Source organism: Streptomyces sp. NRRL F-2580, assembly GCF_000720115.1.
In the GTDB taxonomy this organism is placed as follows: Bacteria; Actinomycetota; Actinomycetes; order Streptomycetales; family Streptomycetaceae; genus Streptomyces.
On sequence record NZ_JOIR01000011.1, the window covers coordinates 327,087 to 348,540 of the forward strand.

Here is a 21,454-nt window from a genome sequence, read left to right on the forward strand (position 1 = left end):
GCACCCCGTCACGCCCAGGGCAAGGCGGTGACGCGCCAGCCCTCAGAGGTGTGCTCCAGGCGGAGGGCGAGCTGTTCGCTGCTGCGCCGTTCCTGCCCGGACTCCGGGGTCGTCGTGAGGGTGTAGCCCACGCGAACCAGCGCGGAGGACTCCGTCACGGCCGGTGCGCCGTCGGGGACCACAGCAGATGCGATCTTGACTGACTGGCGGGCCTTTTCGGCGCGCAGTGCGGCCCACGCGGCATCCTGGCTCGGCCGCTTCTGGCCCAGGATGCCCACCAGCTCACCCGCTGCGAGCTTGGCCGCGCGAGCGCCGGCATCGGCGTACGAGCTGTCCTTGCCGTCGCGTGCGTCGTGCTCGGCATAGGTCGTGGTGAAGGCCCGCGCTGTGCGCTCAATGTCATTCGGCAGGGCGGTGCTTGGTGGTGGTGCGGTGCTGCCCGCGCTCGGCGTGGCCGCGGCGGTGATGCCCGCCGAGATGGAGTGCGGTTGCGCGGTCGCGGTCTTGGACTGGCTATCTGTCGAGGTGGAGCAGCCGGTCGACAGGGCAGCCAGGGAACCGACTATCCCTATTGCGGCAGATATCGGTATGAAACGGCTGGATCGAGGCATGCGGGAACCACAACCTTGGTGCAGGAGGTTTCGAGAGATCGGGTGTTGCGGTCCCGTGGAGGCGGGGACCGCAACACCCCTTCGCGGGAGGAGGGGGAACTCCTCCCGCGGGCTTTACCGGCGACTGCCGGACAATTCGAGGACTGGACCGGGGCCTGTGCGACCCCTATCCGGAGTTTTTCTATTTGCGGGATGGTTCGGCCGAAGGTCCGCATCGGCGCTGAATCCCCGCGTTCATTCTCAACCCGCGCCGTAGCGCATCAGGGCCGAGTTCGGCAGAGCTGTATCTCATATCAAGGCCATCAACCCCTCACTCGATTAAGGGAGATGGTTAAGCGAATCTCCATCGGCCAAGAAATGCCTTGTGGCGTTGGCCGTGCCTGAATCTTTGCAGGGGTTCGCGGACAACTCGAATCAACAAAAAAAGTCGGAACCTAATTCTAGGAATTAGGTTCCGACTTCTGTGATGGGGAGGCCCTTTCGGGCGGTCTGATCCCTATACGGCCGTGCGGCGAAGGTGCTCGATCGCTACGCCGAGCCACTGCGCGGCCGGTCCGGCGAGGAGCAGCGGCGCGCACACGGTGTACGAGAGCACGACTTCGGGTTGCCCTGTCGTGACCCCGGCCAGAAGGGCGTGGTCGAACGGCAACCAGCCAGGCGACCCGGACGGCTTGAGTCGCACTCCGGCAGAGGTCAGGACCACCCGGGCCACGGTGTGATCGCGCCACTGCGGCTCAGCGGCGGCCTCCGCCTCTTGGAGCCGCCGGGCGTCGAGCCGGCGGTTGGGCACCCAGCGTCGGCCGAAGGTCGGATGGTTCTCGAAGTAGCCGGCCGGGCGCGCGTAGACGACCTCGGTTCCGTAGAAGCGAGCCACCGAGCAGGCCACATCCGCGAAGGCAACTTCTCCGTCCGCGAGAGGAAGGTCGTCCGCCTGGACCGGCGCAAGTTCGCCTCCGCTCTGGAGGTGAAGCGCGAGCGCAGATGCTGCCTGCACGGCCTCGGGCCGGGCTGTCTCCTCCGCCCGGTCTCGTTGGCGAAGCCACATGGTCATTCCTTCCTGATCAAGCGGACCGTCCAGGGCATCTACGGCCAGAGCCGCAGAGGTCCTGGGGCACTCATGCGATGAGATCACCAGAGGGCACTGGAGGCAGCGGCGGGTGTCCTCCCTACCCCTTCCTCCTCTTCCTTCAGCCGGGCCAGCAGCACGCCCAAGCGGTCGTTGCTGATCGCCTGGTGTGCGCGGACGGCACCTGCCACTGCGTCACGGCTGATCCGTCCGGCCTTCTCGGAAGCGGACCGTGCGATCGGCAGCAGGTCCGCCAGCCACTCGTCGTCAGCCTCCCGGTCCTGCGGGAGCTCGGCATCGTCCGGGACGGGCGGCTGTTCGCCGTCCGCAGGTGCGCGGACCGCCGCCGGAACGGACGGCTCGGCCGCCGCGGAGGGCACCGTCGGCTCCCCGCGGTCCGCGAGGCCTACAGACGGTCCGTCCGCTTCGCACCGGTCCCCGTCCGCGCCGTCCGCACCAGCGGACGAATCCGGGTGGGGATCTTCCGCACGCGAGCGACCGGCCCGGTCAGCCATGCGTTTGCACAGGTCAACAGGAGTATCAGGAGAGCTTTCCGCAGCGGACGGACGGACGGCGAGGGCCTGTGTCGCGGCCGCTGCCGTTGTCTCCAGCGGGCGGGGCTCCGGCTGTGCCACGATCCTTTCGAGCCGCGAAACCTCTTGGCGGACCGGTCCGGGACCGTTGTCTGCGCCGTCCGGGACCGACAATTCGGCGGTCCGCGCCATCAGGATGTAGAGGTGTACGGAGCCCGCCAGTGCCAGCGGTGCGAGCGTCGACAGCACGCCGACGACGCTGTCCGTGAGGTGCAGTGCGGACCGTCCGGCCTGCGGACCGTGGTTCAGCGTGATGGCGTGCAGGGCGTTCGCGCCGAGACTCGCTCCGGTGGCCGCGAGGAAGAGAACCCAGGCGTACAGACGGGCGCTGAAGCGCTCGTGGCGAAGGAGCACGATCGCCCGGACGCCGTACGCAATGAATCCGTCGATGAACACGGGGAACAGGTAGCTCAGGGTCTCCCGTGCGTGGATCGCAATGGCGATCTGCCGCAGCGCGTCGTAGGAGAACGCGAAGCCGGCCGCGCCGAGCAGGATGATCGCGGAGCGGTCCCAGGCCGTCATGCCGCGGAGGCTGTAGACACCCTGTGGTTCGCTCGCCGTCGACGTTATGTGCACGTGAGACATCAGAGGTTGCCTCCGTCACGCGGGTCGATGGACTGCCAGGCCGGGGTCTGGGAGAGCAACTGTCCGAGCCGTTCCAGGGACGTCACTTCGTGCACGTGCTGACTCGGGCAGCTCACGCACGACACCCGCAGCAGGATGCGCTCCGTGCCTCCTTGGTCGGTGTAGTACAGCTCCAGGTGCTGGCCCCCGACGGTGTCGAGCGAAGCGAAGGCTTGCAGGTGTTCTTCGAAGGACAGGAGCCCCAGGACCTCCCAGTCGAGGGTGACCGCCTCGTCGCCCAGGAGGCGGCGCGCGTACTTCGACGCCGCCGTGATGGACCTCGGCCCCCAGGTGCGGAAGGCGTTCTCCCGAGCGGCCGTGCGCCGCTCTTCGGCGGTCGTGAGGTGCTTGGCCGCAGCGAACATGATCGGGTGACTCATCGGGGGCCTTCCAGGAAATAGCGGGTGCGGATCGTGTTGACGTCGCCGGAGTCGTTGGCGAGGCGGAGGAGGACGTCTGCGTGGCACGGCACGTCGAGAGGACATGTGCACATCAGGTCGAGGCCGCGCAGTGCTCGGGCGTACCGGGCGGCGTAGCAACGGCCCACCGGGCCTCGGAGCGTGGCGGCGAAGAGGTCCACGGCCTCCGCCGCGTCCATCGGAGGGCCGAGCTGAGACGGAGATCGGTCACCCGCCTTGAACGGGTTCGCGTAGCGACTGCGAGGACCGACGTATTCACAGGCTGTGGGCAATGCTGCGGCGTCTTGGGACGCTCCGCGAAGACGGACGGGCATCAGGCTGCCCTCCCGCCGCGGCGCCGGTCAGCGCCGATCATCGGGACGAGGCTCGTCACCATCTCGGCCAGGCGACTCGCCACCCGGGCCCCGACGAAGTCGGTCAGGTCCGGCCCGTTCTCATCGCGGGCAGGCAGGTTGGACGTGATGATCGTCGGCAGGCAGTGGTTGTACCGGTAGTTGATGAGCCGATACGTCACCTCCTCGGTCCACTCCGACGTTTTCGCCGTACCGAGGTCATCGAGCAACAGGTACTGGACTTCGCTGAGCCGCCGCAATTCTCGTTCCGCCGCGCCCATGACCTGTGAGGGGCGCAGGTTGCCGTACATGTCCGCCGAGTTCACGGCGATCAGCTCGAACCGGTCCGGGCCGCCGGCCGCGATCCTCCGCAGGGCTCCGTACGCTTGGTGGGTTTTGCCCGTCCCCGTAAGGCCAGTGAGGAGCAGAGCGCCAGCGGCGGCGTTGTCCGCAAGAGCGCGATCGGCCCAGGCGGTGACCTCCGGCATCGTCGCTTCAGCGTCGCTGAACCGGGGAGGGGTGGCGGTGTGCCAGCGGTTCAGTGCGTACTCGGCCCGAGCGCGGCGGTGCCACTCGCGGTCTCCCGGGTTCTCTTCCGATGACTCGTCGGCGAGATTGTCGGGCACGGCCTGAATTCCTTTCGCGGCGAGTATTCGTTCCATAGCACGCATTGACTTGGCGCTCCCTGCGCGTTCCGGCTCTGCCATGATCAAAATCCGTTCTGGTAAGCGCTGGGTTCGGCAGTGTTCTGGAAAGGCACCCAGCCGCCGGAGTGCCGACGCAGGGGAACGACGTTTCCTTGGGGTGCCGCTGCGGGGGCGTGCGACGGAAGGTCCGCCCAGATACGGAGGAGATAGCGGGCCGACTGCGGCGGGCGGTCGGCGTTCCACCGCCGCGCGACCATTTCGACCAGCCGGTCATGTCCCCAACGGGCCGCGAGAGCTGTTACCCGATCCCACTCCGATTCGGTCAGCCGCCAACCGACGAGCATTCCCGCACTCGTTATGGCTGTTACCAGAGCCTTGGCGCCTTCGGGCACCCTGACCGAGTCCTGGGCGACAGGCCGGTTCTCTCGGCTCGACCCAGGCAAGCTAGCTTGCTTTTTGGTGGTGGTAATACTCCCGTAGGGAGTATTACCACCACGTGCACGCGAGGAAGAAACTTCCGAGTTGCCGTGCGGAGACTTCCCACTTTCAGCCGTCGACTCGGAGTTCAGGGGAGAGATTTCCTGGAACTTTCTTCCCTCTCCTGACGCTTCGGGAGGTGGAGTAGGAAGTTCCTTCTCTGAATCGGTAGAGTGCGTGGCACCCATGTTGAACAGGAGTATCGAGTAGCTGTTGGGGTTCGAGGGCCCCCCTCCGCGCTCATGGCTGAGTTCACCGAGTGTCGCCAGCTCCCCCAGGCACTTCGTTATCGAGCGAGCCGTGAGTCGGGTAAGCGTGGATATCTCGTCCAAGGTCAGCGTGGCCCTGCCCTTATCGTCCGCCTCTCGGGCGAGTGCGAGCATGACGAGACGCGAGCCCCTGCACGACTTGGACTGTGACCAGACCACTTCTGTCGCAATGTCGCTCATCGGGATTCCCCATCGGATATCGCTATGCGACGGATGCGGGAGAGGCCAAACGAGTGATCGTCTTCCGGGATGTACCCGTTCTGATGTGGCTCGGGAGTGAGGTACAACGTACCGGTGGGGAGATAGAAATCATGGGCGCGGCGCCAGTCGGCAGCGTCACCGAAGTTGCGCCTGATCATGTGTGCAACTCTTTCTTCGGTTCGGCGGTCAATGAGCATGCGGTAAAAGTCCGATTCGAAGAGGTGGGTAACAGACCGGCGCACTGGATAAACTCGCGCGAGGACGGCCGTGGGCGCTATCTCGCTGATTGCTGTACTGAGATGTAGGCACGGCGCAGCGGCGGGGTCGTTCTGGGGCATGGGGCGAACTCCAGGAATCGCAAGGCAGCCCTGCGAGAAGAATCGTTTCTTCGTGGAGGCGTGTCAGGCGGCGTCAGCCCTGTGAACAGGCGGCGGGGCGGCCGGCCGGGACTTCAACTTGTGGCGGTAGCGACGCGCGAGTTTCAGCAGGTACTCGTGCGTGACGCCGAGCCCCCGGGCCACAGCGGCAGGTTCGAGTGACGGGTCTGTCGCGAATCGAGCAATTACCGCGTCTCGTTCGACCTTGCTGAGAGCCGCGGTACATCCCTGAAGAGCACTCTGCACAGCCTCTTCGTTCGCGCGCTGCTGCCACGCGGCACGCAGTGCGGACCGCTCCGAGGCAAGGAGACCAGCCCGAATACCGAACTCGTCATCGTCCCTGAGTGATTCGACCAGGCACCGGGCAGCCACAGCCAACGGGCACGATGCGCAGAGATTGCGCGGCCTGTTGAGGGACGTACCCAGCTTGCTTTTCACGGTCTCGGGATCTTCGCGGGGGCCATCCCCGAGGGGAACGAAGATGTCGATGTCCTGGTTCGAGCACCTGGCTTCTTCGGCCCAGTGCTTCCCAGGGGCCTTCCTCGACTCTTCTATAAGAGGAGACCAATTCCCCTGATGTGCAGCCTCGATGAGACTGCGTATGTCAGTGCTCATTTGTGTCTCACGATGTTCACGGCGCCAAGCGCTTTCCAGCGCTCGAACGCAAGAGGAGATCAGAAGCGCTTGCGCGAACGCTTGGAAGGCTGAAGCGACATCAATGCCGACTCGCGTTCCTTTTCAGCCGCCATGCCCGGACTCACGAAATGCATGTCCGAAATCGCGCGAAGGTCTTCCTCCGCGAACTGGACGAATTTCCCGAACTTCCGGTGGGGCAGCGTGGAGATTCGCTCCCGCAGCCACTTTTCCGGGATGTTCAGCCGCTCGGCCGCTTCGCTGTATCCGATGTGGAGACGCTTATCGCCGGGCTCCGACTGCCGGTTGCCCAGCAGAGCGTCTAGTCCGCCGGCCTGAGCCAGCAGATTCACCACGGCGGCGAGCCCCTGCAATTCGGTGGACCCGAGGGCGGCCAGACCTGCGTTCGCCGGTGCGACGGCCGACATCATGCGTCCAGTCCGCGCAGCTGAGCCGTCCGCAGGTCGAAGGCGTGGCCGCCGGAGGCTGCCCATCCGGCCTGCGGGAACGAGCGGATGATCCACCGCGCGATGGTCAGCGCCTTGGCTCGGGGTACGCGCAGGACATGTCCGTGATCGTTCACGGCCGTGAGTCCCAGGTGGGGCCACAGGGTCCGGGGGCCCTGGAGGCGGACCTGTACGACGGCGGCCTCGGGGGGCAGCATGGACGTCAGCTGTGCGGCCAGCCGTTCAGCCGGTCCCGAAGTGATCTCAGGCTTCAGGTTGCAGTCCGCAGTAGGGGACATGCGACACTCCTCTATGTGGTACGCCGCTCCGCAGTGCCGTGCGAAAGGACACGGAGTGGCTGTGCGAGTGATCTTGCGGCCCCGGAAGGGGCAACCGGATCACGAGCTGTCTGGCGTCCGGGAGCTGCGAACTCTCGGGCGCCGATGGCGTTTTGAGGGGCAGGGAAGCGCACAAGTCGTACGCGGCTTCTCCTCTCCACCAGGCGGTCCCCAGGTGGGGTTCGGTAGGTGGGCGAAGGCGGAGGGGTGCGAACGCCCTCGTTTTTCGCTAAACTGAAGCTATCGCGGTTCCCCCAAAAAGTCAACAGTCCGAGGTTTCCTCGGTTCGCCCAAAAAACGAGGTCTGATGCCAGCCCGACGCTTCGATAGAGCCCGTGTGCGCGCGGTACGTCGAGCCGCCGAGATCTCGCAGTCCGACGTGGCCTCTGCCATCGGTGCTGCGGACTCGACGGTGGCGGGGTGGGAGCTGGGCGCAAGCGTCCCGGACCAGGAGAAGTTGCCAGCCCTAGCCGACGTGCTCAAGAAGCCGTTGGATGAGCTGTTCCCCCGCGACGGTTTGCCCGACCTCACCGACCTGCGGTGCGACGCCGGCCTCTACCGATACGAGATGGCAGCAGTCATCGGTACCAAGAGCGACGGCCCAGTGGCCGGCGCGGAGAACGGCGTCCGGCGCCTTAAGGACAGATACCTCCCTGACCTGGCGAAGGCTTATCGCGTCACCGTGGATGAGGTGAAGCGAGCGCAGGAACGGTCTATGGCCAAGGCCCGGGGCGAAGAGGTGGAGGGCGAGGTTGTCGCCGTCGCCGCGGAGGAGTCGCCCCGAACGCTCGCTGAGAAGATCACCCTCCTCCTGGAGCGCTCGTACCCGGCGGGGGCGGCCCCGGGTGACGAAGAGATCGCGGAGGCCGTAAATGCTTACGCGGGGTCGCACGTCACTACGGCCAAGCAGGTGGAAGCCCTGCGAACGGGCATCGACGAAGCCGAAGCCCCCGCACCCGTCGTCTTGGAAGGTCTCGCCCACTTCTTCGGCGTCACCCGCCTGTACTTCGAACCGGACGACGCTGTGGCCCGGCAGGTCTACGAAGGGCTTCGCCTGATGTCGGCCGCCAAGAGCGGGAAGGTGGGCCGAGTTCGGGCCCGCGGTCTCGGCGCGGAGGGTCTGCCGGCCGACGTCCTCTCGATCCTGAACGATCTCGCGACCGAGTTCGAGAAGAAGGCCGACCCCGACGCCAACGAATAGTGCCCTGTTCCCCTGACTCAGGGAGTCAGGGGAACAGGGCACTTAACAGCGACTTCTACTCGGCCGCTGCTTTCGGCTCGTGGCGCAGGCCGGAGGCGAACACAGCCCGGACGTTCTTCAGGGCGTCGAGGTCCGAGAGCGGGTCTCCGTCGACCAGGAGGAGGTCCGCGCGGTAGCCGGGAGCGATCCGCCCCGTTGTGGAGCCCAGCCCCAGCGCCGTGGCCGCTTCGGACGTCGCCATGTCGATGATCGAAGCGTTCGCCAGGCCCAGGTGGGAGTAGAACGAGAGGGCCGGGACCAAGCCGTCGAAGCCCGCGCGCTGCACTCCCGCGTCTGTTCCTGCCACCAGGCGTACGCCCGCGTCGGCCATCCGCCGCACCAGATCGAACATCGCGGCGGCAGGCTCCTCACCGAAGATGCGGGGGAGCATCTGCCAGTGGGGGCTGACCGCCGGGCAGACGGCAATTCCCCGGTCGATGATCTGCTCCACCACGTCCGGCCGGAAGTCGAGGCCACCACTCGTCATCCATGTGCAGTGCTCGATCGTGTCCACACCGGCCTCCACGGCCGCGGTGATGCCGTCGGCACCGTGCGCGTGGGCTGCGACGGGGACACCTGCCTTATGGGCTTCGTCCACCAGGGCGGTCAGTTCCTCTGTGGTGAACTGGGACTGGTGGCTCTTGGGGCCGTCCTTCGTCAGGCCGCCGCCCGTGACCATGGCCTTGATGACCCCGGCCCCCGCTGCGAGGTTGCGGCGGACGAGGTCGCGGATCTCGGCTTCCCCGGAGACTTCGCCGCCAAGGAAGTGGCAGTGCCCACCCACGGTGGTCGCGGGCGTGCCCGCGGATACGATCCTCGGCCCCGGCGTACGACGATCGCTGATCTCCGCCGCCAGGCGAAGCGCCAGCCCACCCCGGTCACCGAGGTCACGGGCCGAGGTGACACCACTGAGCAGGAGCTGCTCCGCGCGACGGCGCATGTCCTCGAACAGGACCTCATCCGACGAGTCCAGGAGCGTGGAAACGGGATCGGGGCCGCCGTCGAAGGCGAGGTGGACGTGCGCGTCGATCAGCCCCGGCAGAACTGTTCCGTCGAATGCGAACTGGGGAACGTCGGAGCCGGCCTGCTCCTCGATCTGTTCGCGCGGCCCGACAGCAGTGATCGAGTCGCCCTCGATGAGAACTGCGCCGTCCTCCAGGTACGTCCCCGAGTCGACAAGCACTCGTCCACCGGTGATCAGCATCTTGTCTCCTTGCTCATTGCGGGTCATGCGGCATCGCGCAGCGCGTCGGACACCGCAATCAGTTGTTTCACATCCGACTGCCGGTCGCTTCCCAGAGCCATGGCGAGGGGGACCGCTCGACGTGGTGCAGGGACGCCCTCCCCGATCCGGGCCGAGGCTCGGCGGAGCCGGGCAGCCAGCTCCGTCGAGTCGATGCCGAGGACCGCACTGTCGTCCTCATCGAGCAGGTAGGGGCTGATGTCCACCAGGCCGTCGCGGCACTCCACGATGCGGCGGTGGTAGCGCCGGTGCACGCCGCGGGCCCGCCAACGATCCAGCGCAGCCGGGGACGCCGGCCTCAGCACGTTCTCGGGATACGCCTCCGCCAGCAGCTCCCACAGCGGGGCAAGCCGACGATGATCACGCCGGTGCCGGAGCCAGAGCCGCAGGGAGGAGATCCGGGCTCGCGCACCGGAGTACGTGATACCCGCAGCGAACAGCAGGATGGACGCCACCAAGAGGAAGGCCACGGCCGCCATAAGAGGATGTGGTACGTCCACGTCGGCCCAGCGAACTGCGACGATGACGGCGCGGATCGCGCAGGCCACAGCCATCGCTCCGAGGGCGACGGCGGTCATCCAGAGCCCGGTGGAGTGCGGGCGCCGAGACATGCGTGCGTAGCGGCGAGTCCACCTATACGCCATGCCAAGGGCATACGTGAGGTAGAGACCGGCTCCGCCGTAGAAGAAGGCGAGCTGCGGAATCGTCATGTCGGCCGTACTGAAGCTGCCTGCGAAGACCTCGTGCGGCACCGACTCCGCAGCCACGGTGATCGCGAGCGCGACGGCCCCGACGACGACGGCTTCCCTGCGTGCTCGTCGGCGCCCCGCCTTTTCGTCAGCGGCGGAGTAGAGGTAGAAGCACATGAGGAAGTAGACCGTCAGAAGCAACAGCACGTTTTGGATCAGCTTCGCCGTCCCGTGGCCGGCGACCGTGTCGACGCCGGACGCGCCGCCCGGCATGGCCACGGGGTACGAGAGCGCAGCACAGAAAAGGCAGAGGGTGACAGAACGCAGCGGTCCGTCATGAGGGGATCGCTTCAGCTGGTAGAGCTTCCAGACGAGAGCTGCGACGAGCCCCAGGAGTAGCAGTTCCACGGGTTACAGCCATCCTCGCCGGTCACCGAGAGCCGACTCCACGCGACGAAGCGACGGGTCGTCCGACAGCGGAGTAGAGCCGTCCAGCACTGACGACCACTCCAGAATGATGGTGGCGACCAGTTCGACGGAGCATTCCTCGCCGTCGTCGTACGAGCAGCGGCGGGCGACACGCTTGATCGTCTCGGGCGCGAAGACCGGCAGCATGGTGGCCCAACCCTCGACGAAGACCGCCGTCTCCTCCTCGGAGTCGAACGTGCAGACTTCTTTCGTCGGCTCGTCTGCGTTCTTCTCTGCGGCCTCTTCGTTCTCCGCGACGAGGATGTGCCCTATCTCGTGGAGCTTGATGTGATCTTGATGCAGGCGGGTTGTCTCCTGCTGGTACAGGATCACGTCGTAGTCGTCGTACTCGACCCACATCCCGGAGGGCCCCGGCTTCGGCAGCGGAGCTTCCCGCAGGTACAGGGGGCGCCCACGCCGTCGGCTGAGCGCCTGGCAGAGTTCTTCGACATCAAGCGGGGGAGTCACCCCGAGGTCTTGCAGCTCATGCCGAATCAGACGGTGCAGATCCCTCTCCACGGTCCGGGTCGCGGCTGCACGCCAGCGCCCGAGGCGCCGACGGCTGGCTCCGCCCTGTGCGGGAACCGTCGGCCCCGCAGCGTCTCGGCCACTCTTCTCTGACCACACTGAGTAACTCCTCCAACCGGCAGGTGATGGCTCCCCCAAGCCGAGGCGACATCGCGTCCGTGTCGATGACGTCCGGTTTCCCGACGCCGCGCCGGAAACGATCGCAGTCGGGCATGCCTGGGTGCCTCACCAAGCCCCATGTAGGGGCCCGGACGCCTGGCCTCCAGATCGCCTCGGACGGCACAGATGTCACGTACGCGAACACGCAATGAGGCAAACGGCGAGCTGCCGCACTCGAGCCTCGGGAACCTCTTTGGACAGTACGTGACGCTTCAGACAAGACATGGCTTGAAAAGCATGATCAATTCGTGTAATCGGCAAGTAAATCTAATCCGTCAAAGCGATCCAAATTCGGACATCTCCGCCCTGGAGTGTGCTCCTGAGCTGCCCCTTTGTGTTCTGGCGTGAACGCTTCAAGCTCTCGGCTTGGATGTCGAGTCCGTTATTAATCTGAGATATTTACGCTTGAACGACGCACGACAAACAGCACCGAATCGTACGAATCGCCTGTTCGGGTCGCGTGTGGTCGCGGTCACCTTGGGGCAGTTCGGGCAACTAGAGCCATTACGCTCTCCGTCATGTCGAACGCGATATCTAGCCAAGCTGATGACTACCTTGAGTTTTGGAATGAGTACCATCTGTGCACACTGACGACGCTGCGGCCTGACGGCCGCCCGCACGTTGTGCCTGTCGGCGTGACTGTTGACGCTGCCGCCGGAGTCGCCCGAGTTATCACCCGCAAATCCAGTCGGAAAGTCGCCAATATCCTTGCGGGCGGTAGTGCGGCCCGGGTCGCGGTGTGCCAAGTCGACGGGGGCCGGTGGGCCACGCTCGAAGGCGTCGCGGAGGTCCGCACCGACGCAGCGGTGGTCGAAGACGCGGTTGCCCGCTACGGGCAGCGATACGGGCGTACGCCGGCGCCGGACCCTGAGCGCGTCGTACTTCTGATCTCGATTGAACGGGCGATGGGCCAGACGTTCCGCGCTCGACCTCAGACGACCCAGGCCGCGGCGTAGCGTCAGCAGGAGCCCCAGCCACAGCGCGCCGAGTCCGACACAGCCTGGCTCTTTAACACCGTCAACGTGTGGACGCCCGAGCCCACAGGTGCGGCGCTACGCAAGGTAACTGCTCGCAGTGGGCGAACACGGGTCAGGACGTGGGGATGGCTTCCACGGCTCTGCGCCTGGTCGACGAGACGTTTCTGGTCGTCCCGCGCCCTCGGCGCTCCCTGCCTGCGGGCGCCGGGGGACGCTGGTGAGCGGGAGGCCGGCGATGGCGGCTGGGTCCAGCTGTGGCGTTGATGGCGTGGCCCCTGTGCTCGCGGGTCTTCCAGCGCGAAGTGACGCTGCGGTGTCCGAAGCCCAGATCTCAACTGCCCGCCTCTCTTACAGTCAGCGGCACGTCTCATACGTGAACTTCGTTGTGTCCGTGCCGATGCGCACGGAGTAGCGGCCTGGTTCGAAGCGCAGTCGGGTGTTCCAGTGGGCGGAGTGCCGCGTCCCGACACCGCGATTCGAGATGTCCGCGGGGCTGTGCCTACGGTGACAAGACCGCAAGGCCAGCGAGGCCAAGCAACTCCCGCCACCAGTCGACACACTCGCACGCGAAACCCGAAGTAGCGCACGACGGCCAGCACCCGGGCGGCAACGTCCTGACTCCATCGAGGGGGCGGCCAAACGTCGCGTATCTCCCCGAACGCCATCCGCCTTGGGCTCAAGAGGTAGTGGCCGACCAAGCCCAGTGCGTAATGACGGCTTGCTCCACGACGCCGTCAACGTCGACGCAAGCTCGTCGCCAGGGCAGCCGCCTTGAGAGCCCCGCACCACACATGAGGGTCCAGCTATGAGCACCGCCCCCAATCCGCCGATGCCTAACCCCCGTCAGTGCAACGGCTTCCTTGTCACTGTCAGCCTGCCGTCTCAGGTCATAGCAGCCCGCCTCCGCCGAGGTGACGTCTTCGCACTCCTAGAAACCCCCACTGAGCAGCTGGAGATTGAGGCCATTGCGCCCCATCCGGAACTCAGCTCACAACTGATCATCACGTCCACTGGGAGGACGGCTCAGCTCACGTTGCACGTCTACGACCACGTACGGCCTGTGCGCATGCCACGTACCGTCCAGGTCACGTGCCAGCTGTGCGGAGAGGGCACTATGACGGACCTTGACCTCGTAGCCCAGGGGGAGCCAAAGACCTGGGTCTGCAACCGGCACTAGGTAGCCACGGATGACACCTGGGACGACCGCGGCGGTCGAAAGTGGGGCGCTGACCGTGATCGACAACAGCGGACGGCGAAGTTTCGCGGTAGTCCGCGGTGCGCAGAACCCAATCAGTTTGGACGACGTCTTCGTTTCGTGTCTCTCGCAGGGGGGCCCGCCGATACTCTCCGGTTGTCGTTCGGCTGGGTGAGGGCGTGGTCATCGTGCAGCGGGTATGGAGCAGCGATCGCAGACTGACCGCGATCAGCAGAGCAAGTCTCTCAGTCCCCGCACGCCAGGCCATGGTCGATAAGCAGCTGCTCCCCGGGCGGTCCGTCCTTGACTACGGCTGTGGCCGTGGGGGCGATGTGCGTGTACTCCAGCAGCTGGATTGCCAAGCGGTCGGCTGGGATCCGTTCTACCAAGCCGATACGAGGCTGGAGCCGGCGGAAGTCGTGCTCCTCACCTACGTCCTCAACGTCATCGAAGACCCACAGGAGCGCTGCAAGACCCTGAAGGAGGCGTGGGGCCTCGCTGAGACAGTCCTCATCGCCTCCGCACGATTGACGTGGGAGAAGTCGAAGGTTAAGGGAGAGGCATTTGGCGACGGCCTCCTCACCCGCCGGCAGACGTTCCAACACCTCTTCGGTGCTAGCGAGCTGCGGGCCTATGTCGAGGAAGTGACCGGGGTGCGGACAGTCTCCGCCGCGCCAGGGGTTGTCTATGCCTTCAAGGACGACCGAGCCCGGCTGAGTTACCTTGCCCGGCGGATCGTTCCCGATGCGGAGTGGCTCGCATCCGAGGACAGGACCTCAGCGATCGCAGCAATCGTCGACTACGTCGAGCGTCGAGGTCGGCTGCCACATATGGAAGAAGTCCCGCAGCCAATGGCCGAGTTACTCGGTCACCTGCGCCCAAACGAGGTCCGTCGGCTCGTACGGGACTCTGCCGACTCCAACAAGGTTGAAGAAGGGGGCAAGCGAACCACGCTCAACACCCTGCTGTTTCTCGCCGTGGAGCTCTTCAACGGCCGCGGCCCCTTCAACAGCCTCCCCCTCAGCGTCCAACTCGACGTCCGCGCCTTCTTCTCCTCCTACGGGGAGGCATGCAAGCGATCCGACCGGCTTTTGCTCAAACTGCGTGACGACGCGTATGTCCGAGGAGCTATGCACGCGTCCGCAGTCGGGAAGCTGACCCAGACCGCCCTGTACGTACATCAGCGAGCACTCGACCGAATGCCTACAGTGCTACGCCTCTACGAGCACTGCGCCTCGATCGCCGCTGGCCGCCCGCAAGAGTGGACCCTGGCCAAGCTCTGCCACCAGGGCCGGGCAGTGAGTTGGCTGGACTACCCAGACTTCGATACCGACCCACACCCCAAGATCCTGACCTCCTACCAGGTCGAGATGAAAGCCCTCAAAACGTCCCACACGTCCTACGTCGACTCCAAGAACCGGCCGCTGCTCCACCGCAAGCACGAGTTCCTTGCCCCCGACGATCCTGACGTCGATAGGTACAAACGGCTGACGACATCAGAGGTGAAGGCGGGACTATACGAGCACCCTCACCTCATCGGCACAGAGGAGGGCTGGGAGAGGGAGCTCCTCCGGTGCGGCCGGGTCCTTCGCGGACATCGGCTGGTGCGCCGTACACCAGGCTAAAGATCAGGCGGAGTCGGGCTGCAACCGCGCGATCAGGTCCGCCAGCTCCTCAACATCAAGGTCAGCCGTTTGGTTCGGGAACCAGGACATGCGGAGCCCGTTCTCTGCTGCGTCCTCGGGCAGCCCCATGGCGGTGAGTACGTGGCTGGGGGTGTACGAGGCGCTTGTGCATGCGGAGCCTGTGGCGACGGCTACATAGTGGTTCAACTGGACGATGAGCGCCTCGGCATCCACGCCATCGAAGGACACGTTGAGGATGTGTGGGACGGTGTGGTCCTGGTCTCCATTGATCTGGAATCGGGTCTTCGCGAGCGCGTTCAAGAGCCGTGAGCGGAGATCGGCTGCGCCCTTGCTCCACTGCTTGTGTTCCTTCTGGAAGATCTTCGCCGCCTCAGCCAGGCCCATGATCAGCGGCACTGGCAATGTTCCCGGGCGCAGCTTCCGCTCCTGACCGCCACCAAACATGATCGGCTGCAGTGGCAGCCTGCCCGAGCGCCGGCGTCGGGTGACCAGCATGCCGACGCCCTTTGGAGCACCGATCTTGTGACCGCTGACGCTGATCATGTCGATCGGCGCCCTCAAGTCCTCAGGTACTTTCCCGTACCCCTGCGCGGCATCCACATGCAGATACGTCGGGGTCTCCCGCAGATGTCCAGCGAGCTCGGCGACAGGCTGGACGACACCCGTCTCGTTGTTTACGTGCATCAGCGAGACGAGAAGCGTGTCGGGACGTAGCCGCTCCATCACCGCCTCGATAGAGACCCTGCCCGATGAACCAGGCTTGATGAAGTCGACCTCGAAACCACGAGACTCCAGGTGCTCCAGGGGCTCGATCACCGCCTTGTGTTCGATCGCCGAGGTGATGATGTGACGCCGACCACTCTGCTCGCCGTGGGGAGCAAGGCCGAGCAGCGCAATGTTGTTGCTCTCAGTGGCCCCGCTGGTAAAGATCAACTCGTCCGGTTCTGCGCCGACCGTGTTGGCGAGATACTCGCGCGCCTGCTGCACCGCGCGCTTCGCTCGGGTCCCGTACTCGTGGGTCCGCGAGCCGGCGTTCCCGAAGTCCTCGGTCATCCAGTGCATCACCACATCGGCCACACGCGGGTCCACGCGCGTCGTAGCCGCAGCATCGAGATACGTCACCACTAGCCCCACCACACCTTTGTGCGTTAATCCTGCACGTCCTGTACGTCTTATCTCTGACGTACGATACCGTTACACGCGTGGGATCATCTTCATCTTCGCAGCTCGTCGACAGCGCCACGTCCGCCGGTTTTGACTACATCTTCCCAGCCATCCGGGGCGTTCAGGCGGGTCGAGAGTTCTACGTGTCCATGTGCCCCCTGCGGCTCATCCCGAAGATCTTCCTCTTCGACGAGGATGAGCTAGCGCCGGAGGTTCGAGCCCAGCGCGTCTTGAACAAGGGGCGGCTCCCAGCGCTCACTCGGTACATCGTCGACAACCCGGACGACTACACCTTCAGCGCGCTCACTGCATCCGTCGATGGCGAGATGTACTTCGAGAGCATCGCCGACACCGGCATGGGGATGCGTGCCGGCCAAATCCGTATCCCGATGGCTGCCCGCTTCTTGATCAACGATGGGCAACATCGGCGGGCGGCCATTGAGCAGGCCCTGAAGGAGAACCCCGACCTCGGCGAGGAGACGATCGCCGTCGTCTTCTTCCATGACGCTGGGCTGGAACGCTGTCAGCAGATGTTCGCCGACCTCAACCGGCATGCGGTGCGTCCGCCGCGTTCGATCGGCGTGCTGTACGACCACCGAGATGACCTGGCGATCATGGCTCGCCTCTTGGCAATGAAATCCCCTGTCTTCAAGGGGCATGTCGAGATGGAGAGCAGCACCCTTGCTCAACGCTCCCGCAAGCTGTTCACCCTGAGTGCCGTCTACTCCGCTACCCAGTCTCTCCTGCAAGGGCTGGAGACCAAGAAGGAGAAGGCTCAGGAGCTGGCGGAGGCATACTGGGAGGCTGTCGACCTTGTGGTCCCCGACTGGGGGATGGTGCGCAAGCGTGAGCTTGCAGCTCCCGAGGTCCGCAAGGACTACATCCACAGTCATGGCATCGCCTTGCACGCACTTGGCCGGATCGGGAACTCGCTCGTGCGGAATTCCGATTCGCCCCAAGTTTGGCATTCGAGGCTAAAGCTACTGACCTCGGTTGACTGGTCCCGGACCAACCCAGATTGGGAGGGTCGTGCGCTGATCGGTGGACGTGTGTCGAAGAGCCACCAGAACCTGACCCTGACTGTGAACTACCTGCGCCGTCACATGAAGCTCCAACTCAGCCCAGAGGAGCAGCGTGTAGAGGACGCATACCTGCGAGGAGATGCATGAGCACCCCGAAGCCGTCGGCCCCCTTCCAAGGGAGGGCCCTCGCCGAAGTAGTCACTGAGCTCACGGAAGAGATCCGTGAGCTCTACACGGCTGACGAGGTGCCCTGGGTCATCGGCTATAGCGGCGGCAAAGACTCCACCGCTGTACTCCAACTTGTCTGGCTTGCCCTCCAAGGGTTGCCGGATGAGCAGCGAACCAAGCCCGTGCATGTCATCAGCACCGACACGCTGGTTGAAAATCCAGTGGTGGCTGCCTGGGTCACCCAGTCCCTTGACACGATGGGGAAGGCGGCCAAGGAGCAAGGGCTGCCTATCGAGCCGCACCGCCTGATCCCCGAGGTGAAGGACACGTTCTGGGTCAACCTCATCGGCAAGGGCTATCCAGCCCCTCGTCCCAAGTTCCGGTGGTGCACGGAACGATTGAAGATCAAGCCGTCCAACGCGTTCATTCGCCGTGTCGTGCGCCGACACGGTGAGGCGATCCTCGTCCTCGGCATTCGAAAGACCGAGAGCCAGGCGCGTGCCCGCGCCATGGCGAAGCACGAGAAGCGTCGCGTGCGAGACCGTCTCTCTCCCAACGGCAATCTGCCGAACTCCCTCGTCTACAGCCCCATCGAAGCCTGGGGCACAGAAGAGGTCTGGATGTTCCTGATGCAGTACTCCAACGCGTGGGGGCATCGGAACAAGGACCTGCTGACCATGTACCAGGGTGCCTCCGAGGACTCAGAGTGCCCCTTGGTGGTGGACGACACCACGCCTTCCTGTGGTGACAGTCGCTTCGGATGCTGGACTTGCACCCTTGTGGACAAGGACAAGTCGATGACTGCCATGATCCGCAACGATGACGAGAAGGAGTGGATGCGCCCCCTCCTGGAACTCCGCAATCTGCTCGATGACGTGTCGACGGAGAAAGAGGACCGAGACTTCCGGCGGATGAACGGCAACGTTCAACTCTTCCATGATGGCGTGATCCACGGCCCGTACACGCAGGAAGCACGTCAGAAGTGGCTGACAAAGCTCCTGGAGGCACAGACCCTCGTGAGGCAGACCGCACCGGAGAGCGTCCGGGGCATCGAGCTGATCTCGGAGGCAGAGCTGCACGAGATCCGCCGTATCTGGGTGTTCGACAAGCACGAAGTCGAAGACACGCTGCCGGCTATCTACGAGTCGGCGACGACCGAGAGGTTCCCCGGACGACCTCTTGACGAGCAGCTGGTGCTCGGTGCCGAGGAGATCGACCTCCTCAAGGAAGTATGCGACGGCGATGACATCCACTTCACGATGACGCGTGAACTCCTCGCAGTCGAGCGGCAGCACCGGACCATGACGCGGCGTTCTGGCCTCTTCAAGGAGCTGGAAAAGACGATCAAGAAGGGATTCTACGAAAACGAAGACGACGCCCTTCAGTTCGCGAAGCGTAAGCAGGAGATCCGCGAATCTGCCCCGACCTACGTGACGCTGAACGAAGAGAACTCCGATGCTCCTTCATAACATTTCACTTCATGACTTTGGCGCCTATCGCGGTAAGCAGTCCCTTGACTTGAGCGTTAAGCCCGGGAGGCCGATTATCCTCATCGGCGGTCTGAACGGATGCGGCAAGACAACCCTGTTGGATGCCATCCAGCTGGTGCTCTACGGCCGTCGGGCACGGTGTATCAACCGCCCCTACGAGTCCTACCTGCGCGAGAGCATCAACCGCAAGGCCAACTCGGCCGAGGGTGCGGAGATTGCCCTGGAGTTCTCAGTCGTTGTAGATGACCAAGAGCGGCACTACCGGGTTACCCGGAGCTGGCACACCAGCGGCAAGCAGCTCAAGGAATTCCTGAACGTGATCGTCGATGGCCAGTTTGACCGGATCCTCAGTGATGGCTGGGCCGACCACGTAGAGGACATCCTTCCGCTCGAAGTAGCCTCGCTCTTCTTCTTCGACGGCGAAAAGATCGAGTCGCTCGCAGACCCCGAGCGGGCAGCCAACGTCATCGAGTCCGCGGTCCACTCGCTCCTCGGCGTGAGCACGGTGGAGCAGCTCCGTACTGATCTTGTCGCGCTAGTACGACGACAGAGACTCTCCAACGAGGACCAGGCCGTCCTCGACCAGATCCGCGCCCAGGAAGCCGAGCACGAATCGGCAAGGCAGGAAATCGCGGACCGGACGCAGACCTTGAGCAGTGTCCGATCGAGATGTGACCGGCTGCAGGTAAAACTCGACAAAGTGGAGAAGGAATTCGAGCGGGCCGGCGGAAAGCTCTTTGAACGTCAGAAGGAACTCGAGAGCAACCACAAGACCATTAGTGAGCTTCTGGCGGCCCAGCGTGCTTCCCTACGGTCTCTTGCTGCAGGGCCGTTGCCTCTTCTGATGCTCCCGCAGCAGTTGGCCAGGCTCCGCGAACAGGCCAGGCGGGAGAAGGACGCTGACGACGCCACACGAGTCGTCGGCGTCCTGGAGGATCGCGATGCGTGGCTTCTTGACCAGCTTTCTGCGTCGGTGCCAGCTGCCGCGCGTACGGCTTTGAAGAAAAAGCTGGCAGCGGATCGCGAGCGGCGCGAGAGCGCAGCAGAACTCAAGCAGAGCCTCGACCTGCCGCTTGACGCGCTTGAGCAACTCTCGGCTCTAGATGAAGCGCTCTCTCGGGATGCCTCTCGAGCTCGCGAGCTCCTCAAGGAGTCCGCGGAGACCTCCGACCGTCTCGATGACGCCGATCGTCTCCTTGCTGGTGTGCCGGACAAGAAGCTGATCAAGGATCTTATTGAGAAGCGGAACGAGGCGATCGACGAGCTCGCCGTCGCGAATGATGAACTCAGGCGTGGCGAACAGCAGTTGGAGGAGGTCAAGAGTCGGCGGGACCGCATCGGCGCCGATCTGGAACGAGCGCAGCAGAAGCGAGTCAAGACGCTCATCGAGATCGAGGAGCTCGAGCGAGTCGTCACGTTCGCAGGTAAGGCACGAGACACGCTGGAGAGGTTTGGCGAGGCTCTGCTGCGGCGCCACATCAGCCGGCTGGAAGTCGCTGTCCTTCAGAGTTTCAAGGCCTTGATGCGTAAGAGCGGCCTCATTCACGATCTGCGGATCGACACTGTCAAGTCCAATCTCATTCTTGCGGACTCCGAAGGTGAACCTATCGATCCCGGACGGCTCAGCGCGGGCGAACGGCAGCTGCTTGCCATCTCGCTGCTCTGGGGCCTGGCCAAGGTTGCCGGAAACAGGCTGCCAAGCGTGATCGACACGCCTCTGGGGCGCCTCGACAGTAGGCACCGCCAACACCTGGTCGACCGGTACTTTCCGAACGCCGGTCGGCAGGTGCTTCTGCTGTCCACGGATGAGGAGATCGACGAGAACCTCCTCAGCCGATTGAAGCCCTCCCTCGCACACACCTACACCCTTGTCCACGACGACACGTCGTTCACCACAACCGTCGAGACTGGCTACTGGTGGACCGCAGGAGCCCCGCATGTCGCTTGAGACAGTTCGCCTCTCGCAGACGGCGAAGGATCAACTCATCTGGTTGAAGCGCAACACCGGTCTGACCCAGTGGAATGAACTTTGCAGGTGGGCCCTGGCGCTGTCGCTCCGAGACTCATCCACGCCACTGGTGAAGGAGGTCGTGACCGACTCCAACGTCGAGATGTCGTGGAAGACCTTCACCAGCCCGTACGGAGACATCTACCTGGCTCTGCTCAAGCAGCGGTGCCTCATGGACGGCGAGGAGCTCTCGGACGAGGCCATCGCCCGGACGCTGACGGTGCACCTGCACCGCGGCATCGGCTACTTGCACGGCCGGCCCGACCTTCGGTCCGTCGAGCAGCTCGTCTCCACCGCCACGGGATAGCTCCCAGCGGATGGATGATGTCGGCCCGCCCCACCGATCGGTGGGGCGGGCTTCTGCATGCTGGCCTGGCGAATGCCGCCGCTGGATGCTGCTAGCGGATCTCCTCAGCAACGGCTG

The 21,454-nt window shown here is 64.6% G+C and carries 20 protein-coding genes; 7 read left to right on the plus strand and 13 right to left on the minus strand.

The window, feature by feature from the left end; all coding sequences use genetic code 11:
* Positions 1-8: 8 nt before the first annotated feature.
* The 9 genes from IF88_RS0114950 to IF88_RS0114985 form a co-directional block, all read right to left on the minus strand.
* On the minus strand, positions 9-611 hold the full coding sequence (locus IF88_RS0114950) for a hypothetical protein (protein WP_234323535.1): 603 nt from the start codon (positions 609-611) through the stop codon (positions 9-11).
* 496 nt (positions 612-1,107) lie between these two features.
* Positions 1,108-1,656: a hypothetical protein gene (locus IF88_RS0114955; protein ID WP_030711197.1), complete on the minus strand. Its 549-nt coding sequence runs from the start codon at positions 1,654-1,656 to the stop codon at positions 1,108-1,110.
* 83 nt (positions 1,657-1,739) lie between these two features.
* Complete coding sequence (locus IF88_RS0114960; RefSeq protein ID WP_030711199.1) at positions 1,740-2,792, minus strand: DUF2637 domain-containing protein; 1,053 nt, start codon at positions 2,790-2,792, stop codon at positions 1,740-1,742.
* Between the two features lie 62 nt (positions 2,793-2,854).
* Positions 2,855-3,274, minus strand: a complete 420-nt coding sequence (locus IF88_RS0114965; protein ID WP_030711201.1) for a DUF6195 family protein — start codon at positions 3,272-3,274, stop codon at positions 2,855-2,857.
* Complete coding sequence (locus tag IF88_RS43505) at positions 3,271-3,627, minus strand: DUF4326 domain-containing protein (RefSeq protein ID WP_078892893.1); 357 nt, start codon at positions 3,625-3,627, stop codon at positions 3,271-3,273. Before IF88_RS43505 ends, IF88_RS0114965 begins: the two co-directional genes overlap by 4 nt.
* Complete coding sequence (locus tag IF88_RS0114975) at positions 3,627-4,307, minus strand: ATP-binding protein (RefSeq protein ID WP_420710962.1); 681 nt, start codon at positions 4,305-4,307, stop codon at positions 3,627-3,629. The genes IF88_RS43505 and IF88_RS0114975 overlap by 1 nt, the downstream gene beginning before the upstream one ends.
* Positions 4,308-5,640: 1,333 nt before the next feature.
* Entirely contained in the window at positions 5,641-6,231 is a 591-nt protein-coding gene (locus IF88_RS43510) for a WhiB family transcriptional regulator (protein ID WP_078892895.1), read from the minus strand.
* A gap of 59 nt (positions 6,232-6,290) precedes the next feature.
* A complete protein-coding gene (locus IF88_RS0114980; RefSeq protein ID WP_234323536.1) occupies positions 6,291-6,680 on the minus strand; it encodes a helix-turn-helix domain-containing protein in 390 nt (129 codons plus the stop codon).
* Positions 6,677-6,994: a hypothetical protein gene (locus IF88_RS0114985; protein ID WP_030711210.1), complete on the minus strand. Its 318-nt coding sequence runs from the start codon at positions 6,992-6,994 to the stop codon at positions 6,677-6,679. The genes IF88_RS0114980 and IF88_RS0114985 overlap by 4 nt, the downstream gene beginning before the upstream one ends.
* A 376-nt stretch (positions 6,995-7,370) precedes the next feature.
* Between IF88_RS0114985 and IF88_RS0114990 the strand changes: the two genes are divergently transcribed.
* Positions 7,371-8,234 carry a helix-turn-helix transcriptional regulator gene (locus IF88_RS0114990; protein ID WP_234323537.1) on the plus strand — a complete coding sequence of 288 codons (864 nt, stop codon included), beginning with the start codon at positions 7,371-7,373 and terminating at the stop codon, positions 8,232-8,234.
* Between the two features lie 55 nt (positions 8,235-8,289).
* Here IF88_RS0114990 and IF88_RS0114995 read toward each other — a convergent pair whose 3' ends face one another.
* Genes IF88_RS0114995 through IF88_RS0115005 form a run of 3 tightly spaced genes read right to left on the minus strand, consistent with a single transcriptional unit; the run spans position 8,290 to position 11,141 of the window.
* Positions 8,290-9,477: an amidohydrolase family protein gene (locus IF88_RS0114995; RefSeq protein WP_030711213.1), complete on the minus strand. Its 1,188-nt coding sequence runs from the start codon at positions 9,475-9,477 to the stop codon at positions 8,290-8,292.
* Positions 9,478-9,500: 23 nt separating this feature from the next.
* Positions 9,501-10,613 carry an MAB_1171c family putative transporter gene (locus tag IF88_RS0115000; RefSeq protein WP_030711214.1) on the minus strand — a complete coding sequence of 371 codons (1,113 nt, stop codon included), beginning with the start codon at positions 10,611-10,613 and terminating at the stop codon, positions 9,501-9,503.
* Between the two features lie 3 nt (positions 10,614-10,616).
* Positions 10,617-11,141, minus strand: a complete 525-nt coding sequence (locus IF88_RS0115005; protein WP_234323538.1) for a hypothetical protein — start codon at positions 11,139-11,141, stop codon at positions 10,617-10,619.
* A 737-nt stretch (positions 11,142-11,878) separates the two neighbouring features.
* Here IF88_RS0115005 and IF88_RS0115010 point away from each other — a divergent pair.
* Positions 11,879-12,316: a pyridoxamine 5'-phosphate oxidase family protein gene (locus IF88_RS0115010; RefSeq protein ID WP_051836888.1), complete on the plus strand. Its 438-nt coding sequence runs from the start codon at positions 11,879-11,881 to the stop codon at positions 12,314-12,316.
* A 1,404-nt stretch (positions 12,317-13,720) separates the two neighbouring features.
* A complete protein-coding gene (locus tag IF88_RS0115020) occupies positions 13,721-15,157 on the plus strand; it encodes a DNA phosphorothioation-associated putative methyltransferase (protein ID WP_420710970.1) in 1,437 nt (478 codons plus the stop codon).
* 3 nt (positions 15,158-15,160) lie between these two features.
* Here IF88_RS0115020 and dndA read toward each other — a convergent pair whose 3' ends face one another.
* On the minus strand, positions 15,161-16,300 hold the full coding sequence (gene dndA / locus IF88_RS0115025) for a cysteine desulfurase DndA (protein WP_420710963.1): 1,140 nt from the start codon (positions 16,298-16,300) through the stop codon (positions 15,161-15,163).
* An 80-nt stretch (positions 16,301-16,380) separates the two neighbouring features.
* On the opposite strand from dndA, the gene dndB reads away from it, so the two are divergent.
* From dndB to dndE, 4 genes are read left to right on the plus strand one after another with little or no spacing between them, the layout of a single operon-like run.
* On the plus strand, positions 16,381-17,511 hold the full coding sequence (gene dndB / locus IF88_RS0115030; RefSeq protein ID WP_030711227.1) for a DNA sulfur modification protein DndB: 1,131 nt from the start codon (positions 16,381-16,383) through the stop codon (positions 17,509-17,511).
* Positions 17,508-19,001, plus strand: a complete 1,494-nt coding sequence (dndC, locus tag IF88_RS0115035; RefSeq protein ID WP_030711229.1) for a DNA phosphorothioation system sulfurtransferase DndC — start codon at positions 17,508-17,510, stop codon at positions 18,999-19,001. The genes dndB and dndC overlap by 4 nt, the downstream gene beginning before the upstream one ends.
* Positions 18,988-20,970 carry a DNA sulfur modification protein DndD gene (gene dndD, locus IF88_RS0115040; RefSeq protein ID WP_030711231.1) on the plus strand — a complete coding sequence of 661 codons (1,983 nt, stop codon included), beginning with the start codon at positions 18,988-18,990 and terminating at the stop codon, positions 20,968-20,970. Before dndC ends, dndD begins: the two co-directional genes overlap by 14 nt.
* Positions 20,960-21,337 (plus strand): DNA sulfur modification protein DndE, encoded by a 378-nt coding sequence (gene dndE / locus IF88_RS0115045; RefSeq protein WP_030711233.1) that lies wholly within the window; start codon positions 20,960-20,962, stop codon positions 21,335-21,337. Before dndD ends, dndE begins: the two co-directional genes overlap by 11 nt.
* Positions 21,338-21,454 lie beyond the last annotated feature (117 nt).

What these genes read in the sequence shown, in the direction of transcription:
- IF88_RS0114950 (WP_234323535.1), bottom strand. Translation starts at nt 611, where the DNA reads ATGCCTCGATCCAGCCGTTTCATACCGATATCTGCCGCAATAGGGATA.
- IF88_RS0114955 (WP_030711197.1), bottom strand. Translation starts at nt 1,656, where the DNA reads ATGTGGCTTCGCCAACGAGACCGGGCGGAGGAGACAGCCCGGCCCGAG.
- IF88_RS0114960 (WP_030711199.1), bottom strand. Translation starts at nt 2,792, where the DNA reads ATGACGGCCTGGGACCGCTCCGCGATCATCCTGCTCGGCGCGGCCGGC.
- IF88_RS0114965 (WP_030711201.1), bottom strand. Translation starts at nt 3,274, where the DNA reads ATGAGTCACCCGATCATGTTCGCTGCGGCCAAGCACCTCACGACCGCC.
- IF88_RS43505 (WP_078892893.1), bottom strand. Translation starts at nt 3,627, where the DNA reads ATGCCCGTCCGTCTTCGCGGAGCGTCCCAAGACGCCGCAGCATTGCCC.
- IF88_RS0114975 (WP_420710962.1), bottom strand. Translation starts at nt 4,307, where the DNA reads ATGGAACGAATACTCGCCGCGAAAGGAATTCAGGCCGTGCCCGACAAT.
- IF88_RS43510 (WP_078892895.1), bottom strand. Translation starts at nt 6,231, where the DNA reads ATGAGCACTGACATACGCAGTCTCATCGAGGCTGCACATCAGGGGAAT.
- IF88_RS0114980 (WP_234323536.1), bottom strand. Translation starts at nt 6,680, where the DNA reads ATGATGTCGGCCGTCGCACCGGCGAACGCAGGTCTGGCCGCCCTCGGG.
- IF88_RS0114985 (WP_030711210.1), bottom strand. Translation starts at nt 6,994, where the DNA reads ATGTCCCCTACTGCGGACTGCAACCTGAAGCCTGAGATCACTTCGGGA.
- IF88_RS0114995 (WP_030711213.1), bottom strand. Translation starts at nt 9,477, where the DNA reads ATGCTGATCACCGGTGGACGAGTGCTTGTCGACTCGGGGACGTACCTG.
- IF88_RS0115010 (WP_051836888.1), top strand. Translation starts at nt 11,879, where the DNA reads ATGTCGAACGCGATATCTAGCCAAGCTGATGACTACCTTGAGTTTTGG.
- dndC (WP_030711229.1), top strand. Translation starts at nt 17,508, where the DNA reads ATGAGCACCCCGAAGCCGTCGGCCCCCTTCCAAGGGAGGGCCCTCGCC.
- dndD (WP_030711231.1), top strand. Translation starts at nt 18,988, where the DNA reads ATGCTCCTTCATAACATTTCACTTCATGACTTTGGCGCCTATCGCGGT.
- dndE (WP_030711233.1), top strand. Translation starts at nt 20,960, where the DNA reads ATGTCGCTTGAGACAGTTCGCCTCTCGCAGACGGCGAAGGATCAACTC.